The organism is Pseudomonas sp. G166 (genome assembly GCF_037027455.2).
Lineage (GTDB): Bacteria > Pseudomonadota > Gammaproteobacteria > Pseudomonadales > Pseudomonadaceae > Aquipseudomonas.
This window is the reverse complement of the sequence record NZ_CP146985.1, coordinates 3,772,728-3,792,098: the sequence shown is the minus strand read 5'-3', so window position 1 is coordinate 3,792,098 and position 19,371 is coordinate 3,772,728. Positions and strand designations below refer to the sequence as shown.

15 protein-coding genes are annotated in these 19,371 nt (G+C 62.1%); 12 read left to right on the top strand and 3 right to left on the bottom strand.

The genetic code is table 11. The annotated features are described in order from the left end of the window. The first annotated feature begins 112 nt into the window (after nt 1-112). From SGN16_RS16355 to SGN16_RS16300, 12 genes are all read left to right on the top strand, one after another. The gene (locus SGN16_RS16355; protein ID WP_210639063.1) at nt 113-1,417 is read left to right on the top strand and encodes a nitrate/nitrite transporter; all 1,305 of its coding nucleotides are present in this window, start codon (nt 113-115) and stop codon (nt 1,415-1,417) included. Then, nucleotides 1,395-2,792 carry a NarK family nitrate/nitrite MFS transporter gene (locus SGN16_RS16350; protein ID WP_210639062.1) on the top strand — a complete coding sequence of 466 codons (1,398 nt, stop codon included), beginning with the start codon at nt 1,395-1,397 and terminating at the stop codon, nt 2,790-2,792. Before SGN16_RS16355 ends, SGN16_RS16350 begins: the two co-directional genes overlap by 23 nt. Nucleotides 2,793-2,856: 64 nt before the next feature. Next, nucleotides 2,857-6,630 (top strand): nitrate reductase subunit alpha, encoded by a 3,774-nt coding sequence (locus tag SGN16_RS16345; protein WP_335945175.1) that lies wholly within the window; start codon nt 2,857-2,859, stop codon nt 6,628-6,630. Between the two features lies 1 nt (nt 6,631). After that, nucleotides 6,632-8,170 (top strand): nitrate reductase subunit beta, encoded by a 1,539-nt coding sequence (gene narH / locus SGN16_RS16340; protein ID WP_025213361.1) that lies wholly within the window; start codon nt 6,632-6,634, stop codon nt 8,168-8,170. Between the two features lie 2 nt (nt 8,171-8,172). Further along, nucleotides 8,173-8,928, top strand: coding sequence for a nitrate reductase molybdenum cofactor assembly chaperone (narJ, locus tag SGN16_RS16335; RefSeq protein WP_210639060.1), 756 nt, complete (start codon nt 8,173-8,175; stop codon nt 8,926-8,928). Beyond that, the gene (gene narI / locus SGN16_RS16330; protein ID WP_210639059.1) at nt 8,921-9,601 is read left to right on the top strand and encodes a respiratory nitrate reductase subunit gamma; all 681 of its coding nucleotides are present in this window, start codon (nt 8,921-8,923) and stop codon (nt 9,599-9,601) included. The genes narJ and narI overlap by 8 nt, the downstream gene beginning before the upstream one ends. A gap of 10 nt (nt 9,602-9,611) precedes the next feature. Next, complete coding sequence (locus SGN16_RS16325; RefSeq protein ID WP_335945176.1) at nt 9,612-10,580, top strand: peptidylprolyl isomerase; 969 nt, start codon at nt 9,612-9,614, stop codon at nt 10,578-10,580. Nucleotides 10,581-10,605: 25 nt separating this feature from the next. Next, the gene (gene moaA / locus SGN16_RS16320; RefSeq protein ID WP_335945177.1) at nt 10,606-11,598 is read left to right on the top strand and encodes a GTP 3',8-cyclase MoaA; all 993 of its coding nucleotides are present in this window, start codon (nt 10,606-10,608) and stop codon (nt 11,596-11,598) included. A gap of 335 nt (nt 11,599-11,933) precedes the next feature. Beyond that, entirely contained in the window at nt 11,934-13,949 is a 2,016-nt protein-coding gene (locus SGN16_RS16315; RefSeq protein ID WP_335945178.1) for a ribonucleoside triphosphate reductase, read from the top strand. 31 nt (nt 13,950-13,980) lie between these two features. After that, complete coding sequence (nrdD, locus tag SGN16_RS16310; RefSeq protein ID WP_135845159.1) at nt 13,981-14,142, top strand: anaerobic ribonucleoside-triphosphate reductase; 162 nt, start codon at nt 13,981-13,983, stop codon at nt 14,140-14,142. Further along, nucleotides 14,139-14,834 carry an anaerobic ribonucleoside-triphosphate reductase activating protein gene (locus SGN16_RS16305; RefSeq protein ID WP_246883013.1) on the top strand — a complete coding sequence of 232 codons (696 nt, stop codon included), beginning with the start codon at nt 14,139-14,141 and terminating at the stop codon, nt 14,832-14,834. Before nrdD ends, SGN16_RS16305 begins: the two co-directional genes overlap by 4 nt. A 112-nt stretch (nt 14,835-14,946) precedes the next feature. Beyond that, on the top strand, nt 14,947-16,566 hold the full coding sequence (locus SGN16_RS16300; RefSeq protein ID WP_210639055.1) for a methyl-accepting chemotaxis protein: 1,620 nt from the start codon (nt 14,947-14,949) through the stop codon (nt 16,564-16,566). Between the two features lie 210 nt (nt 16,567-16,776). Here the strand turns inward: SGN16_RS16300 and SGN16_RS16295 are convergent, their stop codons facing one another. The 3 genes from SGN16_RS16295 to SGN16_RS16285 are packed head-to-tail and all read right to left on the bottom strand — an operon-like array spanning nt 16,777 to nt 19,371. Continuing rightward, nucleotides 16,777-18,144, bottom strand: a complete 1,368-nt coding sequence (locus SGN16_RS16295) for a 4Fe-4S binding protein (RefSeq protein WP_210639054.1) — start codon at nt 18,142-18,144, stop codon at nt 16,777-16,779. Continuing rightward, entirely contained in the window at nt 18,132-18,986 is an 855-nt protein-coding gene (locus tag SGN16_RS16290; RefSeq protein WP_335945179.1) for an FTR1 family protein, read from the bottom strand. Before SGN16_RS16290 ends, SGN16_RS16295 begins: the two co-directional genes overlap by 13 nt. 22 nt (nt 18,987-19,008) lie before the next feature. Beyond that, nucleotides 19,009-19,371 carry a cupredoxin domain-containing protein gene (locus SGN16_RS16285; protein ID WP_210639052.1) on the bottom strand — a complete coding sequence of 121 codons (363 nt, stop codon included), beginning with the start codon at nt 19,369-19,371 and terminating at the stop codon, nt 19,009-19,011.

Here is a 19,371-nt window from a genome sequence, read left to right as displayed (position 1 = left end):
AGGTAGACGGGCCAAGCATAGGCCAGTACCGCCTCGGGGCACGTTGACTCAGGTCAAGTTTTTGCGGGGTTCGCATCACTAGGCTGCGCCCATCGAACTGACGGAGTGCATCGTGATGCGAGCGCAAGTGCAACAAGGGCTGGTACTAGGGATGAGTACCTTGGCCTTCACCGTGTGCTTCATGGTCTGGATGATGTTTGCCGTGCTCGGCGTTCCGATCAAGGAAATGCTGGCCCTCAACGAAACCCAATTCGGCCTGCTGGCCGCCACGCCGGTGTTGACCGGTTCGCTGGTGCGTTTGCCCCTGGGCCTTCTGACCGACCGCTTTGGCGGACGGATCGTATTCTTCCTGCTGATGCTGTCCTGCGTGTTGCCGCTGTACCTGATCACCCTGGCGACTGCCTTCTGGCAGTTCCTGGTGTTGGGCCTGTTCGTCGGCCTGGCTGGCGGCTCGTTCTCGGTGGGCATCGCCTACGTCGCCAAGTGGTTCGACAAGCAGAACCAGGGTTTTGCCATGGGTGTCTTCGGCGCCGGCAATGCCGGGGCGGCGGTGACCAAGTTCCTCGCCCCGGCGTTGATCGCCTTCGGCTCCTGGCACCTGGTGCCGAAAGTGTTCAGCGCCATCCTGTTCATTACCGCGCTGCTGTTCTGGTTTCTCACCAGCGAGAAAAAGGAACACAGCGGCACTGGCGGCGCGACGTTGCGCGAGCAATTGAAAACCCTCAAAGAACCGGCCGTGTGGCGCTACTGCCAGTACTACTCGATCGTGTTCGGCGGCTACGTGGCCCTGGCCCTGTGGATGACCAAATACTACGTGCAGGAATACGGCTTCAGCCTGCAAAGCGCGGCGCTGCTGGCGGCCTGTTTCTCCCTGCCCGGTGGCGTGCTGCGGGCGGTCGGCGGCTGGATGTCCGACCGCTGGGGCGCCCAGAGCGTGACCTGGTGGGTGTTGTGGGTCAGCTGGATCTGCCTGTTCCTGCTGTCCTACCCCCAGACTCAACTGCAAGTACAGACCGTCAACGGCATCGTCGATTTCCACATCGGTCTCAGCGCCACGCTGTTCACCGTGCTGCTGTTCGTGATGGGCATCGCCTTCGCGTTCGGCAAGGCCTCGGTCTTCAAGTACATCGCCAACGACTACCCGAAAAACATGGGCGCGGTGTCCGGCATCGTCGGCCTGGCCGGCGGCTTGGGCGGGTTCGTGCTGCCGATCATGTTTGGCGCCCTGGTGGACCTCACCGGCGTGCGCTCGTCCTGCTTCATGTTGATGTACGGCGTGGTCTGGGTGTCCCTGACCTGGATGTACTTCAGCGAAATGCGTAAGCGCCCGCTGCTCGGTAAACAGCCGCCGGCCACCCAATCCCCGTTTTCCAGCATTGCCCAAGGAGAAGAACATGTCCGTTCTGCAAACGCCTGAAAAGGGCCCGGTCATTCATGACTGGCGCCCGGAAGACCCCGCGTTCTGGGGCAAAAGTGGCAAACAGACCGCCCGGCGCAACCTGTGGATCTCGATTCCGGCGCTGCTGTTGGCCTTCGCCGTATGGATGGTCTGGAGCACGGTGATCGTGCGCCTGAATGCCATCGGCTTCAGCTTCACCACCGACCAGTTGTTCTGGCTGGCCGCGTTGCCGGGCCTGTCCGGCGCGACCTTGCGCATCTTCTATTCGTTCATGGTGCCGATCTTCGGTGGCCGGCGCTGGACCGCCCTGAGCACCGCGTCGCTGCTGGTGCCGGCGTTGTGGATGGGCTTTGCCGTGCAGAACCCGGCCACGCCCTACAGCGTGTTCGTGCTGATCGCGCTGCTCTGCGGTTTTGGGGGCGGTAACTTCGCCTCGAGCATGTCCAACATCAGCTTCTTCTATCCCAAGTCCCAGCAGGGCACGGCCCTGGGCCTGAACGCCGGTTTGGGTAACCTGGGCGTGTCGGTGATGCAGTTCAGCGTGCCGCTGGTGATCTCTTTCGGTGTGTTCGGCTTCATGGGCGGCCAGCCGCAAGTGTTGGCTGATGGCAGCTCGTTGTGGCTGCAGAACGCCGGTTTCATCTGGGTGCCGTTCATCCTCGCCGTGACCCTGATTGCCTGGTTCGGCATGAATGACTTGTCCAGCGCCCGTGCTTCGTTCAGCGAGCAGGCAGTGATTTTCAAGCGCAAGCACAACTGGCTGATGTGCTGGTTGTACCTGGCGACCTTCGGTTCATTCATCGGTTTCTCCGCCGCCTTTCCACTGCTGATCAAGACCTCGTTCCCAGAAGTCATCGCCCTGAAGTTCGCTTTCCTTGGCCCGCTGGTCGGTGCCCTGGTGCGGCCACTGGGCGGCTGGCTGGCGGACAAGCTCGGTGGCGCGAAGGTCACTTTGTGGAACTTCGTCCTGATGATCGCGATGGTCTTCGGGGTCTTGCACTTCCTGCCGCAAGGCGGCCAGGGCGGCAACTTCTACGGCTTCCTGGGCATGTTCATGTTGCTGTTCATTACCACCGGCGTGGGCAACGGTTCAACCTTCCGGATGATCCCGGTGATTTTCCGCACCCTGCATGAAAAAGCCGCCTTGGGCAAAAAGCCCGAACTGCGCGAGCAAGCGATCAAGAACGCCGGCAAGGAGTCGGCCGCGGTGCTGGGTTTCAGCTCGGCCATGGGCGCCTTCGGGGCGTTCTTTATCCCCAAATCCTTTGGCACTTCGATGGCCCTGACCGGCGGCCCGGAGATGGCCTTCTACATGTTCGTCGGCTTTTACCTGAGCTGCATCGTGGTGACTTGGTGGTGGTACGCCCGCAAGGGCGCCGCGACACCTTGCTAAGCCGAACCTAAACCTGCGTGGGCGGGGCGCAGACCCCGCGGAGCAAGCCTGAGAGGAACACACTGTGAGTCATTTATTGGATCAACTGCGGTTTTTCAACCGCAAGCAAGGCGAGTTTTCCGACGGCCATGGCGAGACCCGCAAGGAGTCCCGCGATTGGGAGAACGTCTACCGTTCCCGCTGGCAGTACGACAAGATCGTGCGTTCCACCCATGGAGTGAACTGCACCGGTTCGTGCTCGTGGAAGATCTACGTCAAGAACGGCCTGATCACCTGGGAAACCCAGCAGACCGACTACCCGCGCACCCGTAACGACCTGCCCAACCACGAGCCACGCGGCTGCCCTCGCGGTGCCAGCTACAGCTGGTACATCTACAGTGCCAACCGGCTCAAGTACCCGAAGATCCGCAAGCCATTGCTCAAGCTGTGGCGCGAAGCCCGGCAGACCCTGCCACCGGTGGAGGCCTGGGCCAGCATCGTCGAGGACAAGGCCAAGGCTGACTCCTATAAAAGCAAGCGCGGCATGGGCGGTTTCATCCGTTCCAACTGGGAAGAAGTCAACGAGATCATCGCCGCGGCCAACGTCTACACCGTCAAGGAACACGGCCCGGACCGCGTGGTCGGCTTCTCGCCGATCCCGGCCATGTCGATGGTCAGCTATGCCGCCGGCTCGCGCTACCTGTCGCTGATCGGTGGCGTGTGCCTGAGCTTCTATGACTGGTACTGCGATTTGCCGCCAGCCTCGCCGATGGTCTGGGGTGAGCAGACCGACGTGCCGGAATCGGCCGACTGGTACAACTCCAACTACATCATTGCCTGGGGTTCCAACGTTCCGCAGACCCGTACCCCCGACGCGCACTTCTTCACCGAGGTGCGCTACAAGGGCACCAAGACCGTGGCGATTACACCGGACTACTCGGAAGTCGCCAAGCTCACCGACCTGTGGCTCAACCCCAAGCAGGGCACCGACGCCGCGCTGGCCCAGGCCTTCAACCATGTGATCTTCAAAGAGTTCCACCTGGACAAGCCCAGCGTCTATTTCACCGAATACGCCAAGCGCTACACCGACCTACCGGTGCTGGTGATGCTCAAGCCGATGCTCGGCGTGGCCCCGGGTGCCGGTTACCAGCCCGACCGCTTCCTGCGCGCCAGTGACCTGACTGAAAACCTTGGTCAGGAGAACAACCCGGAATGGAAAACCATCGCTCTGGATGCCAACGGCGAGCTGGTTTCGCCCCAGGGCTCCATTGGTTATCGCTGGGGTGAGAAGGGCAAGTGGAACATCCTGCCTCGTGAGGGCGGCGAGGGCCGTGAGATCGACCTCAAGCTCAGCCTGATCGGCGGCGACGTCGCTGAAGTGGCCTTCCCGTATTTTGCCGGCGAAGCCCAGGAGTACTTCCAGCACGTGGCTGGTGCCGCGGTGCAATACCGTCGCGTTCCGGTGCACAGTGTGGTGCTGGCCGACGGCAGCGTGGCGAAAGTTGCCACCGTGTTCGACCTGTCGGCGGCCAACCTGGCCATCGACCGTGGCCTGGGTGGCGCCAACGTCGCCAAGGACTACGACGACGCCTCGGTACCGGGTACCCCGGCCTGGCAAGAGCAGATCACCGGCGTGAGCCGCGAGAAGGCGATCCAGATCGCTCGCGAGTTCGCCGACAACGCCGACAAGACCCGTGGACGCTCGATGATCATCGTCGGTGCGGCGATGAACCACTGGTACCACATGGACATGAACTACCGCGGGCTGATCAACATGCTCATGCTCTGCGGTTGCGTCGGCCAGACCGGTGGCGGCTGGGCCCACTACGTCGGCCAGGAAAAACTCCGTCCGCAATGCGGCTGGCTGCCCCTGGCCTTCGGCCTGGACTGGAACCGTCCGCCACGGCAGATGAACGGCACCAGCTTCTTCTATGGCCACAGCTCGCAATGGCGCCACGAGAAGATGAGCATGCACGACGTGCTCTCGCCGTTGGCCGACAAATCGCAATTCCCCGAACACGCCCTGGACTACAACATCCGCGCCGAACGGGCCGGCTGGTTGCCGAGCGCGCCGCAGCTCAACACCAACCCGTTGCACATCTGCCGCGATGCCGCCGCCGCGGGTCTGGAGCCCAAGGACTACGTGGTCAAGTCGCTGCAGGACGGTTCCCTGCGCTTTGCCTGCGAACAGCCTGACAGCCCGGTGAACTTCCCGCGCAACATGTTCATCTGGCGCTCCAACCTGCTGGGCTCCTCGGGCAAGGGCCACGAGTACATGCTCAAGTACCTGCTGGGTACCAAGAACGGGGTGATGAACGAAGACATCGGCCATAGCTCCGAATGCAAGCCTACCGAGGCCGAATGGGTCGACGAGGGCGCCATTGGCAAGCTCGATCTGGTGACCACCCTGGACTTCCGCATGTCCTCGACCTGCGTGTATTCCGACATCGTCTTGCCGACCGCTACCTGGTACGAAAAAGACGACATGAACACCTCGGACATGCACCCGTTCATCCATCCGCTGTCGGCTGCTATCGATCCGGCCTGGGAGTCGCGTTCGGACTGGGAAATCTACAAAGGCATCGCCAAGGCGTTTTCCGCCATGTCGGTCGGCCACCTGGGTATCGAGAAAGACCTGGTCACCGTGCCGTTGATGCATGACAGCGTCGGCGAGCTGGCCCAACCCTTTGGCGGCACCGACTGGAAAAGTGCCGGTGTGGCGCCGGTCCCGGGCAAGAACGCACCGAACCTGCAGGTGGTGGAGCGCGACTACCCGAACATCTACAAGCAGTTCACGTCCCTGGGGCCGATGCTCGAGAAGCTTGGCAACGGAGGCAAGGGCATCAACTGGAACACCGACACTGAAGTCAAATTCCTTGGTGAGCTGAACCACAAGGAAGTCGAGGCGGGTATCAGCCAAGGGCGGCCGAAGATCGACAGCGCCATCGACGCCGCCGAAGTGATCCTGTCCCTGGCCCCGGAAACCAACGGCCATGTCGCGGTGAAAGCCTGGGCTGCTCTGTCGGAATTCACCGGTATCGACCACAGCCACCTGGCGGTCTCCAAGGAGCATGAGGCGATTCGCTTCCGTGACATCCAGGCTCAGCCGCGCAAGATCATTTCCAGCCCCACCTGGTCTGGCCTGGAAGACGATCACGTGAGCTACAACGCCGGCTACACCAACGTTCACGAGGCGATTCCATGGCGCACCATCACCGGTCGCCAGCAGTTCTACCAGGATCATCCGTGGATGCAGGCGTTCGGCGAGCAGTTGATGAGCTACCGGCCACCGGTCAACACCCGCACCATCGCCGGTGTGAAGGGCAAGCGCAGCAATGGCGAGACCGAGATCGTCCTGAACTGGATCACCCCGCACCAGAAGTGGGGCATCCACAGCACTTACAGCGACAACCTGCTGATGCTGACCTTGAGCCGTGGCGGGCCGATTGTCTGGCTCTCGGAAATCGACGCCAAGCGCGCCGGTATCGAGGACAACGACTGGATCGAATGCTTCAACGTCAACGGCGCGCTGACCGCCCGCGCGGTGGTCAGCCAGCGGGTCAAGGAAGGCATGGTGATGATGTATCACGCCCAGGAACGGATCGTGAACGTGCCCGGCTCGGAAACCACCAAGACCCGTGGTGGCCACCACAACTCGGTGACCCGAGTGGTGCTCAAGCCCACCCACATGATCGGTGGCTACGCCCAACAGGCCTATGGCTTCAACTATTACGGCACGGTCGGTTGCAACCGCGACGAGTTCGTCGTGGTGCGCAAGATGTCCAAAGTCGATTGGCTCGATGGTTCCAGTGGCGATGATCTGCCGCGTCCACTGCCGACTGATATCGAGGAGAACTGAGATGAAGATTCGCTCACAAATCGGCATGGTCCTGAACCTGGACAAATGCATCGGCTGCCACACTTGCTCGATCACCTGCAAAAACGTCTGGACCAGCCGTGAAGGCATGGAATACGCCTGGTTCAACAACGTTGAATCCAAGCCGGGCATCGGCTACCCCAAGGAATGGGAAAACCAGGACAAGTGGAAGGGCGGCTGGATCCGCAACGCCGACGGTTCGATCAACCCGCGCATCGGTGGCAAGTTCCGCGTGCTGGCGAACATCTTCGCCAACCCGGACCTGCCGAGCCTGGACGATTACTACGAACCGTTCGACTTCGACTACCAGCACCTGCACACCGCACCGCTGGGCGAGCATCAGCCCACCGCGCGGCCGCGTTCGCTGGTGTCCGGCAAGCGCATGCAGAAAATCGAATGGGGCCCGAACTGGGAGGAAATCCTCGGCACCGAATTCGCCAAGCGGCGCAAGGACAAGAACTTCGACAAGATCCAGGCGGACATCTACGGCGAGTACGAAAACACGTTCATGATGTACCTGCCACGCCTGTGCGAACACTGCCTGAACCCGGCGTGCGCGGCGTCCTGCCCAAGCGGCGCGATCTACAAGCGCGAAGAGGACGGCATCGTCCTGATCGACCAGGAGAAGTGCCGCGGCTGGCGCATGTGCATCAGCGGCTGCCCGTACAAGAAGATCTATTTCAACTGGAAGAGCGGCAAGTCGGAAAAATGCATCTTCTGCTACCCGCGCATCGAAGCCGGGATGCCGACCGTCTGCGCGGAAACCTGCGTCGGACGGATTCGCTACCTCGGTGTGCTGTTGTATGACGCCGACCGTATCAGCGAAGTGGCCAGCACCGCCAATGAGCAGGACCTGTACGAGAAACAACTGGAGATTTTCCTCGACCCGAATGACCCAGCGGTGATTCGCCAGGCCCTGGCCGATGGCGTGCCGCAGTCGGTGATCGATTCAGCGCAACGCTCGCCGGTCTACAAAATGGCCGTGGACTGGAAACTCGCGCTGCCGCTGCACCCTGAGTACCGCACTTTGCCAATGGTCTGGTACGTGCCGCCACTGTCGCCAATCCAGAATGCGGCCGCCGCTGGCACCGTGGGCATGAACGGAGTGATCCCGGACGTCGACAGCCTGCGCATCCCGCTGCGTTACCTGGCGAACATGCTCACCGCCGGCGATGAAAAACCGGTCAAGCGCGCCCTCAAGCGTCTGCTGGCTATGCGTGCCTACAAGCGTTCCGAACAAGTGGACGGCGTGCAGGATCTGCAAGTGCTGGCCGACGTTGGCTTGAGCGTGAACCAGGTGGAAGAGATGTACCGCTACCTGGCCATCGCCAACTACGAGGATCGTTTCGTTGTGCCAAGCGCCCACCGCGAAGACGCCATGAGCGATGCGTTCGCCGAACGCTCCGGTTGTGGTTTCAGTTTCGGCAGCGGTTGCAGCGGCAGTTCCGACACCAACATGTTCGGCGGCAAGAAGGCCAATCGCCGCGATGTGATCAAAACCGTGCAGTTGTGGGAGGAATGAGCATGCGCATTCTCAAGGTGATTTCGTTGCTGCTCGACTACCCGACCGAGACCCTGGTGGCCGGTCGGGACGAGCTGGAACAAGCGATTCTCCAAGCGCGGGAAATCAGTCCGAACCAGCGCGCCGGGTTGTTCGAGTTGCTCGAGGTGATCTGCGGCAAGGACCTGATGGACGGGCAGGAACACTACGGTGCGCTGTTCGGTCGCGGCCGCGCCCTGTCGCTGCTGTTGTTCGAACATGTCCATGGCGAGTCCCGCGACCGCGGTCAGGCCATGGTGGACATGATGGCCCAGTACGAAGAGGCCGGCTTTGCCATCGGCGTCAAGGAGCTGCCCGATTACATCCCGCTGTACCTGGAGTTCCTGTCCACTCGTGAAGACATCGAGGCCCGCGAGGGCCTGGCCGATGTGGCGCACCTGCTGGCCTTGCTTGCGGCGCGCCTGGACGAGCGTGAAAGCGCCTACGCCAGTTGCTTCCGGGCCTTGCTGCAAATCGCTGGGGCCGAGCCTCAGGTGGCGGTGGCCGAGCTGCGCGAGCAAGTGAAGGCCGAGCCACGGGACGACTCCCTCGAAGCCCTGGACAAGATCTGGGAAGAAGAGGCAGTGGATTTCATGAAGGCCGAACAGCAGGACCGTTGCAGTTCGCTGCCCAGCGCGCCGGGCAAGGCGCGGGATGAAAGTGCGGTGCCGTTGCACTGGGTGGATTTTCAGCATGAAGGGTTGGCCGCAGCGCCAGCCGGGGAGGTGGGCAATGTCTAAATGGGATCTGTTGTTGTTCGGGGTCTACCCCTATGTCGCTTTGGCGATTTGCCTGCTCGGCAGTTGGGCACGGTTCGACCTGTCCCAGTACACCTGGAAGGCCGGTTCCAGCCAGATGCTGAACAAGCGCGGCATGCGGGTGGCGAGCAACCTGTTCCACGTCGGCGTGCTGTTCGTGCTGGCCGGGCACTTTGTCGGCCTGCTGACGCCGTCGGCGATCTATCACCATGTGCTGAGCACCGAGAACAAGCAGTTGCTGGCCATGGTTTCCGGTGGCTTCTTCGGTGTGCTGGGCCTGATCGGCCTGGTGATGTTGCTTAACCGCCGCCTGACCGACCCGCGGGTCCGTGCCACCTCCAATGTCTCGGACATCCTGGTGCTGGTGGTACTGCTGGTGCAACTGGTGCTGGGGCTGATGACCATCGTCGCTTCGACCGCGCACATGGACGGTTCGGTGATGGTGATGCTGGCCGACTGGGCCCAGAACACTGTGCTGTTGCGTCCGGTGGAAGCAGCCACCTCGATAGCGCCGGTGGGCCTGGTCTACAAGCTCCATGTGGTGCTGGGCCTGACCTTGTTCGTGTTGTTCCCGTTCACTCGTCTGGTCCATATCGTCAGTGCGCCGGTCTGGTACCTGGGACGTCGTTATCAAATCGTTCGGCAGAAGTTTTGAGGAGAAGATCATGGCGAGTGGATGCGGATGTGGCGGTAGTGGTGGCGGCAGTGGCGGCTGCGGTTCTTCGGCAAAAGCGGCACCGGTGAGCGCGCCGGTTGCCGATGTCGAACCGGCCGGGGCGGTGCAGTTCGAACCGGCCCAGGCCGAGCCGGTGGCGGCTGATCAAGCCCCCCAATTGATCGCCAGCAGTGAGCAGGAGTGGCCGATCATCAGCGTCAACGGGGTGTCGATCACCCCACAGGCGATGGCCCAGGAACTGCAATATCACCCGGCTGACAGTCGCGAGGATGCGGTCTATCAGGCCGCGCGGGCCTTGGTGATACGCGAACTGCTTCAGCAGCGTATCGCCGAGTTGGGCCTGGCGCTGCAGGTCGGCGCCGGTGAAAACGAAGAGGAGGCGGCCACGCGGCTGCTCCTTGAACGTGAGGTTCAGGTGCCGAACTGTGACGAGGCGACTTGCCTGCGTTACTACGAGAGCAATCGAGCGCGCTTTCATAGCGCCCCATTGTTGGCGGTACGGCACATCCTGCTCGAATGTGCGCCGGACGATGCCGAGTCGCGCAGCCTGGCCCTCGTCCAGGCCGAATTGCTACTGGAGCGGCTGGACCAGTTCCCGGGCAGCTTTGCCGAACTGGCGCTGAAACATTCGGCGTGTCCGTCCAAGGAGCAGGGCGGTTCACTGGGGCAGATCAGCAAGGGCCAGACCGTGCCCGAGCTGGAGCGCCAATTGTTCACCTTGCCAGCGGGCCTGGCCAGCAAACCCTTGGAAAGCCGTTATGGCTGGCACGTGATCAGTATCGACCAGCGTATCGAAGGCCAGCCGTTGCCTTACGAGGCGGTGGCGACGGCGATTCGTACCCAGTTGCAGCAGGGCGTGTGGCAAAAAGCGTTGGTGCAGTACCTGCAAACCCTGATCGGTGCGGCGGACATCCGTGGCATTCATCTTCAGGGTGCCGACTCGCCGCTGGTGCAGTGAGCACTGGCTCAATCGGGGGATATACATGAACGCCGTGTTGCAGGACGGGTTTGGGCGCCAGATCGATTATTTGCGGATGTCGGTGACCGATCGTTGTGATTTTCGCTGTGTGTATTGCATGGCGAAGAACATGACCTTCCTGCCGCGCCAGCAGGTGTTGACCCTGGAAGAGTTGCAACGGCTGGCACGGCTGTTCGTCGGCCTGGGGGTGAAGAAAATACGCCTGACCGGTGGCGAGCCGTTGATCCGTCCGGGCATTGTCGGGCTGTGTCGCGAGATCGCGGCATTGCCCGGCTTGCGGGAACTGGTGATGACCAGCAACGGCTCGCAGCTGGGGCGCCTGGCCCAGCCGCTGGTCGATGCTGGGGTCAAACGCATGAACATCAGCCTCGACAGCCTGGACGGGGAACGCTTTCGGGCGATCACCCGCAACGGCAACCTGGACCAGGTGCTGGCCGGCATTGAGGCGGCGAAGGCGGCCGGGTTCGAACGGATCAAACTTAACTGCGTGGTGATGAAAGGGCGCAACTTCGATGAAGTCCCGGCGCTGGTGCAGTACGCCATCGAACAACGGATCGATATCAGTTTCATCGAGGAAATGCCCTTGGGGGAGGTCGGGCGTTCCCGGGGTGAGGCGTTCTGTTCCAGCGATGAGGTAAGGGCGCAGATCGCCCATCATCACCGACTGCTCGACAGTGCCGAGAACAGCGGCGGGCCGGCGCGTTATGTGCGTTTGGAACGGCATCCGGATACCCGGATCGGTTTCATATCGCCCAACACCCATAACTTCTGCGCCAGTTGCAACCGTGTGCGCATGACTGTCGAAGGGCGCTTGCTGTTGTGTCTCGGGCAAGAGGATTCCCTCGACCTGCGCGGCTTGCTGCGCCGCTATCCATTGGACGACCAGCCACTGATCCAGGCGGTGCAGCAGGCGTTGCGCGGCAAACCCCTGCGCCACGACTTCAGCCCTGGCGGGGAAGTGCAGATTGTGCGGTTCATGAACATGAGTGGGGGGTGAGCTTCACTGCATATGTTGAATGTACCGCCGCCATCGCGAGCAAGCTCGCTCCCACAGGGGATTTGTGGTGTACGCAGAAATCGCAGTCGCCTGAAACCAATGTGGGAGCTCGCTCCCACAGGAGATTTGTGGTGTACGCAGAAATCGCAGTCACCTGAAAACCAATGTGGGAGCGAGCTTGCTCGCGATGGCGGCAGCAAGGTCAACCTCAATGCTGCTGACCCACCCTCGATTCTTGATATCGATCAATTGCAACCCGTGCCTTTGTCCGTACTATCCACTGCATGTTGTGTTTTAAAGATTTTAAAAATCTATATGTAGTGTCTGGAGCCAAAATGCAGAGCACGTTGATCTCAGTAGGCTGTAACCGCTTGCACAAGCGCGATGGCAGCGTGGTCGCCTTTGATGCGGACAAGATCCGCCAAGCGCTGATCGCTGCCGGCAAGGCCACCGGTGAGTACGCTGAAGCCGAAGCCGAAGGGTTGCTGGAGGCGGTGTTGGCGCGGTTGGAAGGGCAAGCGCGGTTGAACGTCGAGCAGATCCAGGACCGCGTCGAGCGAGTGCTGATGGACGCCGGTTACTTCCTCTCCATGCGTGCCTACATCGTCTATCGCGAGCAACACGGCCGCCTGCGCCGGGATCGCCGCACCCTGGTGGAAGTCGCCACCTCGATGAACGAATACCTGGACCGTGAAGACTGGCGCGTGCAAGCCAACGCCAACCAGGGTTACTCCCTCGGCGGGCTGATCCTCAATGTATCGGGCAAGGTCACCGCCAACTACTGGCTCGATGAGGTCTACAGCCAGGCCATCGGCCAGGCCCACCGCGAGGCCGACCTGCATATCCACGACCTGGACATGCTCGCCGGCTACTGTGCCGGCTGGTCCTTGCGCACCCTGTTGCACGAAGGCCTCAACGGCGTGCCAGGCCGGGTCGAGGCCGGGCCACCCAAGCACCTGAGCAGCGCCCTGGGACAGATGGTGAATTTCCTCGGCACCCTGCAAAACGAATGGGCCGGGGCCCAGGCGTTCAGCTCGTTCGACACCTACCTGGCGCCCTACGTGCGCAAGGACCAACTCAGCTACGACGAGGTTCGCCAGTCGTTGCAGGAGTTCATCTACAACCTCAACGTACCGTCGCGCTGGGGCACGCAAACGCCGTTCACCAACCTCACGTTCGACTGGGTCTGCCCGCAGGACCTGCGCGAGCAGATCCCGGTGATCGGCGGCGAAGAAATGCCGTTCGCTTATGGCGACCTGCAAGTGGAAATGGAGCTGATCAACCGCGCCTACATCGAGGTGATGCAAGCCGGTGATGCTAAAGGGCGAGTGTTCACGTTCCCGATCCCGACCTACAACATCACCCATGACTTCCCGTGGGACAGCGAGAACGCCGACCGCCTGTTCGAAATGACCGCCCGTTATGGCCTGCCGTATTTCCAGAATTTCCTCAATTCGGACATGCAACCCAACCAGGTGCGCTCGATGTGTTGCCGACTGCAGCTGGACGTGCGCGAACTGCTCAAGCGCGGTGGCGGCCTGTTCGGCTCGGCGGAACAGACCGGCTCGCTGGGGGTGGTGACGATCAACTGCGCACGCCTGGGTTACTTGTACAAGGGCGATACCAGTGCGTTGCTGCAACGCATCGATGCCCTCATGGAGCTGGCGAAAGAGAGCCTGGAGGTCAAGCGCAAGGTCATCCAGCACCACATGGACGCCGGTTTGTACCCCTACACCAAGCGCTACCTGGGTACCTTGCGCAATCACTTCTCCACCATCGGCGTGAACGGCTTGCACGAAATGCTGCGCAATTTCACCGATGACCAGCAAGGCCTGCACACCGAGCAGGGCCGGGCGTTCGCCCTGAAACTGCTGGATCACGTGCGGGCCACGCTGCTGCGTTTCCAGGAAGAAACCGGCCATCTCTACAACCTGGAAGCCACGCCTGCCGAAGGCACTACGTATCGCTTCGCCAAGGAAGACCTCAAGCGCTACCCCGATATCCTGCAGGCCGGCAGCCCGGTTGCGCCGTACTACACCAACTCTTCGCAATTGCCGGTGGGTTTTACCGACGATCCGTTCGAAGCCCTGGAGCTGCAAGACGAACTGCAATGCAAGTACACCGGGGGCACCGTGTTGCACCTGTACATGGCCGAGCAGATTTCCTCCACTCAGGCTTGCAAGCAACTGGTGCGCAAGGCCCTGGGACGTTTCCGCCTGCCGTACCTGACCATCACGCCGACCTTTTCCATCTGCCCGGTGCACGGTTACCTGGCCGGCGAACACGAGTTCTGCCCCAAATGCGACGAAGCCTTGCTGCTGCAACAGCAGTTGGCAGGCAGCGTTCACTGACCCGATCCATCGACCGCAAGGAGCTTCATCCATGAACGCATCACAATCTCTTCCGCAGGCACAGCGTCAACGTTGCGAAGTCTGGACCCGCGTGATGGGTTATCACCGCCCGGTGGCGGCCTTCAACCCGGGCAAGCAGTCTGAGCATCGCGAACGGCTGCACTTCACCGAAAGCGCGGCCGGGCGTCCATGAGTCGAGTGCTACGGGTCGGGGGCATGGTGCCCCTGACCACCCTCGATTATCCGGGCCAATTGGCTTGCGTACTGTTTTGCCAGGGCTGCGCCTGGCGTTGTCGTTACTGCCACAACCCGCAACTGATCCCGCCGCGCGGCAGCGAGGAGGTGGATTGGTGTCGGGTCCTGGCGTTCCTGCAACGTCGCCAGGACTTGCTCGACGCCGTGGTGTTCAGCGGCGGCGAGCCGACCTTGCAGGACGGCCTGGCCTCGGCCATGGACGAGGTACGGCAGATGGGGTTTCGCATCGGCCTGCACAGCGCTGGAATCAAGCCGGCGGCCTTCGCCAAAGTGGTCGGGCAAGCCGACTGGGTGGGGTTCGACATCAAGGCCTTGCCCGAAGATGCCCTGGACGTGACCCGGGTCGAAGGCAGCGGCGCCGCCAACTGGCGCAGCCTCGACCACCTGCTGGCCAGCGGTGTGGATTATGAATGCCGCACCACCGTGCATTGGCACCTGTTTGACCCCGAACGACTGCTGACCCTGGCCCGACGGTTGAGCGAGCGCGGTGTCAGCCGGTTCGCCGTGCAATTGGTGCGCACCGCGCGGATGCTCGATCCCCATCTTTCCAGCGTCTCGGCACAAGCCTTGCAGCCTGAGCTGTGGGCCGCCATGCGCGAGTTGTTCCCCTCGTTCGTCTTACGCAGTTGAACGAGCGCAGGGCGGAACGACCGACAGCGGCCCGGGATGACCGGGCCACACTTTTTCCAAGGTTTTCAAATGCGCTGCCAGTTGGCAGGTAGTTGAACAGGGAGCATTTGATATGACCAGACTCACCACTGCCCAACGTATCGTGATCGGCTTCGCCATCGCTCCATTGGCCTTGATCGCCTTGGCGCTGTACGCCTTGAGCGACCTGGCGATGCTGCGCGACCAGGCCGAGCAGATCGTCAGACAGGATTGGCCGAAGATCGATCCGATCATGGTCATCGCCACGGGCGTGCGCGATAACGCCCGCAACACCCGGGACTTGTTGATCGACAAGAACAATGCGCAAGTCCAGCAATCGATCGATACCACCCGGCAGCGCATCACCCAGGCCTTCGCCACGTTGGAGCCGTTGTTCGATCAGCCCGAAGGCAAGGCCGCGTATGCCGAGTTGAAGAAGCGCCGCGAGGCCTATGTGGCGGCGTTCGTCCAGGTGCAGGCGTTGATCCGCCAGGGCGCGACGGACGAGGCGATGACACAGCTCAAGCAAGGCGTGATGCCGGCAGAGCTTGAGGTGTACAAGAGCCTGGATGTGATGATGGCGATGCAGGGCAAGGTCTTTGTCGAACGTGAACAGTTGGCCCAGGCGCGCTACAGCGAGGCGCGGCGCAACATGCTGGCGTTGGTGCTGGCTTGCCTGGCCCTGGTGAGCCTCGTCGCGACACTGGTGACCCGCAGCGTGACCCGTCCCTTGGGCGGTGAGCCCAATGACGCGGCGCGGGTGCTGAACCTTATCGCCCAGGGCGACCTGACGATCCGCGTGCCGGTGGGTGTCGGCGCCAACGACAGCGTGATGAGCAACATGCACGACATGCAGCAGAGCCTCAACAGCATGGTCCGGCACATTGCCGCCTCGGTGGATCGGGTGGCCAGTTCCTCCGAAGAGTTGAGCGCGGTGAGCAGCCAGACCAACAGCACCTTGCAGTTGCAAGGGCAGGAAATCGAACAGGCCGCGGCGGCGGTGAACCAGATGACCGCCGCCGTGGATGAAGTGGCGCGCAATGCCGTGAGCACCAGCGAAGCTTCGCGAGTATCCGAGCAAACCGCCCAGCGTGGCCGTGAACAGGTTCAGGAAACGGTCGCGTCCATCACGGCGTTGGCGGACGGCGTGACGGACAGCTCCGAGCGCATCCAGCAATTGGCCGGGCGGGTGCTGGACATCAGTTCGGTGCTGGATGTGATCCGCAGCATTGCCGAACAAACCAACCTGCTGGCCCTGAACGCTGCCATCGAAGCGGCTCGCGCGGGTGATGCCGGGCGTGGTTTTGCGGTGGTCGCCGATGAAGTCCGCGCTCTGGCCCATCGGACCCAGGTTTCGACCCGGGAGATCGAGGACATGATCGGCAATATCCGCCTGGACAGCGGGCACGCGGTGACCTCCATGCAAAACAACAGTGAACTGGTGCAGGCCACTCTGCTAGTGGCCCAGCGTTCCGGCGATGCTCTGGATGAAATCGCCCATTCGATTTCGCAGATCAACGAGCGCAACCTGATGATCGCCAGCGCCACGGAACAGCAGGCCCTGGTGGCCCGAGAGGTGGACCGCAACCTGGTGGGCATTCGCAACCTGTCCGAACAGGTGCTGCTGGGCGCCCGACACACCGATACGGCCGGCCAGGACCTGGCGCAGATGGCCGGTTCACTGCATGAGACGGTGGCGCGGTTCAAGGTGTAGGCGAGGCACTGCCAGGCTTCACGGCAATCGACCTCACCGCAAATCCCCTGTGGGAGCGAGCTTGCTCGCGATGGCGGAGGGTCAGATTGCAGTGATGTTGGAGGTGCCGATGTCATCGCGAGCAAGCTCGCTCCCACAGGGTTTTGTGTTGTGTCTGAATGTTGTGGGCAACATAAATCCAATGTGGGAGTTCAGGTGTTGGAGCGGTGATCACCACCCCCAGAACTGCAACCACCAGCCGTAGCCCACCAAGCCGCTGGCCAGGACCAGGCAGGCCATGGCTGGCAGTCGTTGAATCGGTGATGCAGTCATCTGCCCCAGGCGTTTCCAGCCCAACCACAGGCTCCATGCGATCGCCAGCACCAGCAACCCAGCCCGTGCCGGCTGCACCCATTCCAGCAGCAGTCCTTCATAACGCAGCAGCTTGACCGTGGTGGCCGACAAGCCGAGGAACAGTCCTGCACCGCCAAGGGGCGTCAAGGTGATGGCCAAGGGCCAATACTGTGCGGGATCACCCGAAATGCTTGCCGCCAGGCGCATCAATAGCATCAGCGAAGTGCCCAGCAACAAGGCACTCATGCCCAGATAAACGACGATGCAAAAGCCATCGAGCCAACTGAAGCTGTCGTTGAGTTGCGGATAGTGGGTCAGCAGCCACCAAGGTGCGTTGTCCTGTAAGGCCCAGAACCATCCATGCGCGACCAACCATTGCGCCAGGCTTTGCTTGAGGGCAATGAACCAAGGGCTGACAGTCCATTGAAAGGCGCCCATGGCCAGGCCGATGACGCCGAACAACAGTAAGCGAACGTCCCAGGGCGAGAGCGTGTTGGCGGTAGAGTGAAGGATTTCCTCATTACTGGAGCGGGCAATCAGGCGCACCGCATCGCGTTGGCCGCTGCAGCGACCACAGGCATGGCAATCGGCGGCACCGCGCATACGGCGGATGTCCAGCAAGGGCGCGCAGTTGGGGGGAGGGCGCCGTGGAGCGGGGTTTTCCAGCCAGCGTTGTTCGTTCACCTGGAAATGCACTGGCGCCAAACGGGCGAGCAGGGCGAAGACGCCGCTGACTGGACACAGGTAACGGCACCACACCCGCTTGCCGCGGGCGAACAACAGGCCAACGATCACCGCGGCGACGGTCGAGCCACCCAGGATCAGCAACGCAGCCTGGGCATAGTCGTAGACGCTGATCAGTTGACCGTAGAGGGTGGTCAGGCAGAACGCCACGGTGGGCCAACCGGCCCAGCGCAACCCGCGGGGCATGCCCAGGCCCTTGCCGTACTGGCTGGCCCATTCACTCAAGGCGCCTTCGGGACACAGCACGCCACACCAGAGCCGCCCGAACAACACGATCGACAGCAACACGAACGGCCACCACAGGCCCCAGAACAGAAACTGTGCCAGCAGCGTCAGGTTGTCGAACAGGCGCGCCTGGCTGCCGGGCAATGGCAACAGGGCCGGTATCACCAGCAGAACTGCGTAAAACAGCACCACCGCCCATTGCACGGCGCGAATGCTTGCACCGTGGCGCCTCATGCCGTCGCCCAGGCGCTGGAGCCAAGGGTTCAGGTCGGACATGGCAGGTCTTGCGCCTTGCGTGGCCGCAGCCAACCCGCGACGACACCCCAATAGCAGAGCCACACCAGCAACGTTAGCGCACTGGGGCTGGCGCGATAGCCGGTGAAGTCAGCCAGGAATCCACCGAAACCATGGCCGTCGTCCAGTATCGCGCTGCTGTCCCAAAGCGCCTCGCCAATGCCGCGATACACTGCGTCCGGCCAGTCCATGCCGAGCAGTTGCCCGCCGATCCGCTCGATACCGCTGACCAGCAACGCGGCTCCCAACAGCAGCAGGATCGCTTCGCTGATGGCAAAAAAACGCGGCCACGAGATGAACCGGCGAGTGCTGTGCAGCAAGGAAACAGTCAACAGCGCCAGTGTCAGGCCAGCGATTGCCCCGACGGCGAACAGACCCAGTTGCGAGCCTTGCAGGCGGGCACCGGCGCCGTACAGGAAGACCACGGTTTCACTGCCTTCACGGCTGACCGCCAGCAACGCCAGTACCATCAAGCCGAGGCCACCCTGGCGGCTCAGGCGTTGATCGGCGTGGCGCGTCAGGTCCTGCTTGAGCGTCCTCGCGTTACGGTGCATCCAGCCGACCATCTGCACGATCAGCAAGCTTGCGATCAGTGCCAATGACGCCTGGAACCATTCGTTGGCCGCGCCACTCATGGCCTCGCCAGCCAGCAGAATCAAGCCGGCCAATACGCCGGAAAGCAGCAGGCCCAACGCCGCGCCGGCCCATAGGTAGCGCAGCAGTTGGCTGGCTTGTTGCTGCCGGCCGACCCAGGCCTGGAGAATACCGATCACCAACAGCGCCTCGACGCTTTCGCGCCAGACAATAAACATCGATTGAGTCATGCAAACGCCTCCTGCTGGCCGACTACTGGGCCAGGATGCCGCCCTCGGGCAGTTGCGGATTGAATTCATCGAAAAACGGATAGCGCCCGGGGCGCAGCGGATGGATCACCACAAACGTGGTAACGCCGGGGGACAGCACTTTCTCCACCCGCAGTGGCGTGCTCTCGAACTCCGCCGGGCCCTGGCCGACGTTTTTCAGCACGATCTTGAAGCGCTGCCCGGCCGGTACTTCCAGTTGCGGCGGCGTGAAATGCCCGTCGCGGATGCTCAACTCGTAGGTCGGCAGTTCGGCATGGGCGATCGAGGGCAGCATCAAGCCGGCCAGCGTCAACCAGGCCAGGCGTCGATGAGCCGCGCCGCGCCGTGGGCAGGATGAGCGGCTCAT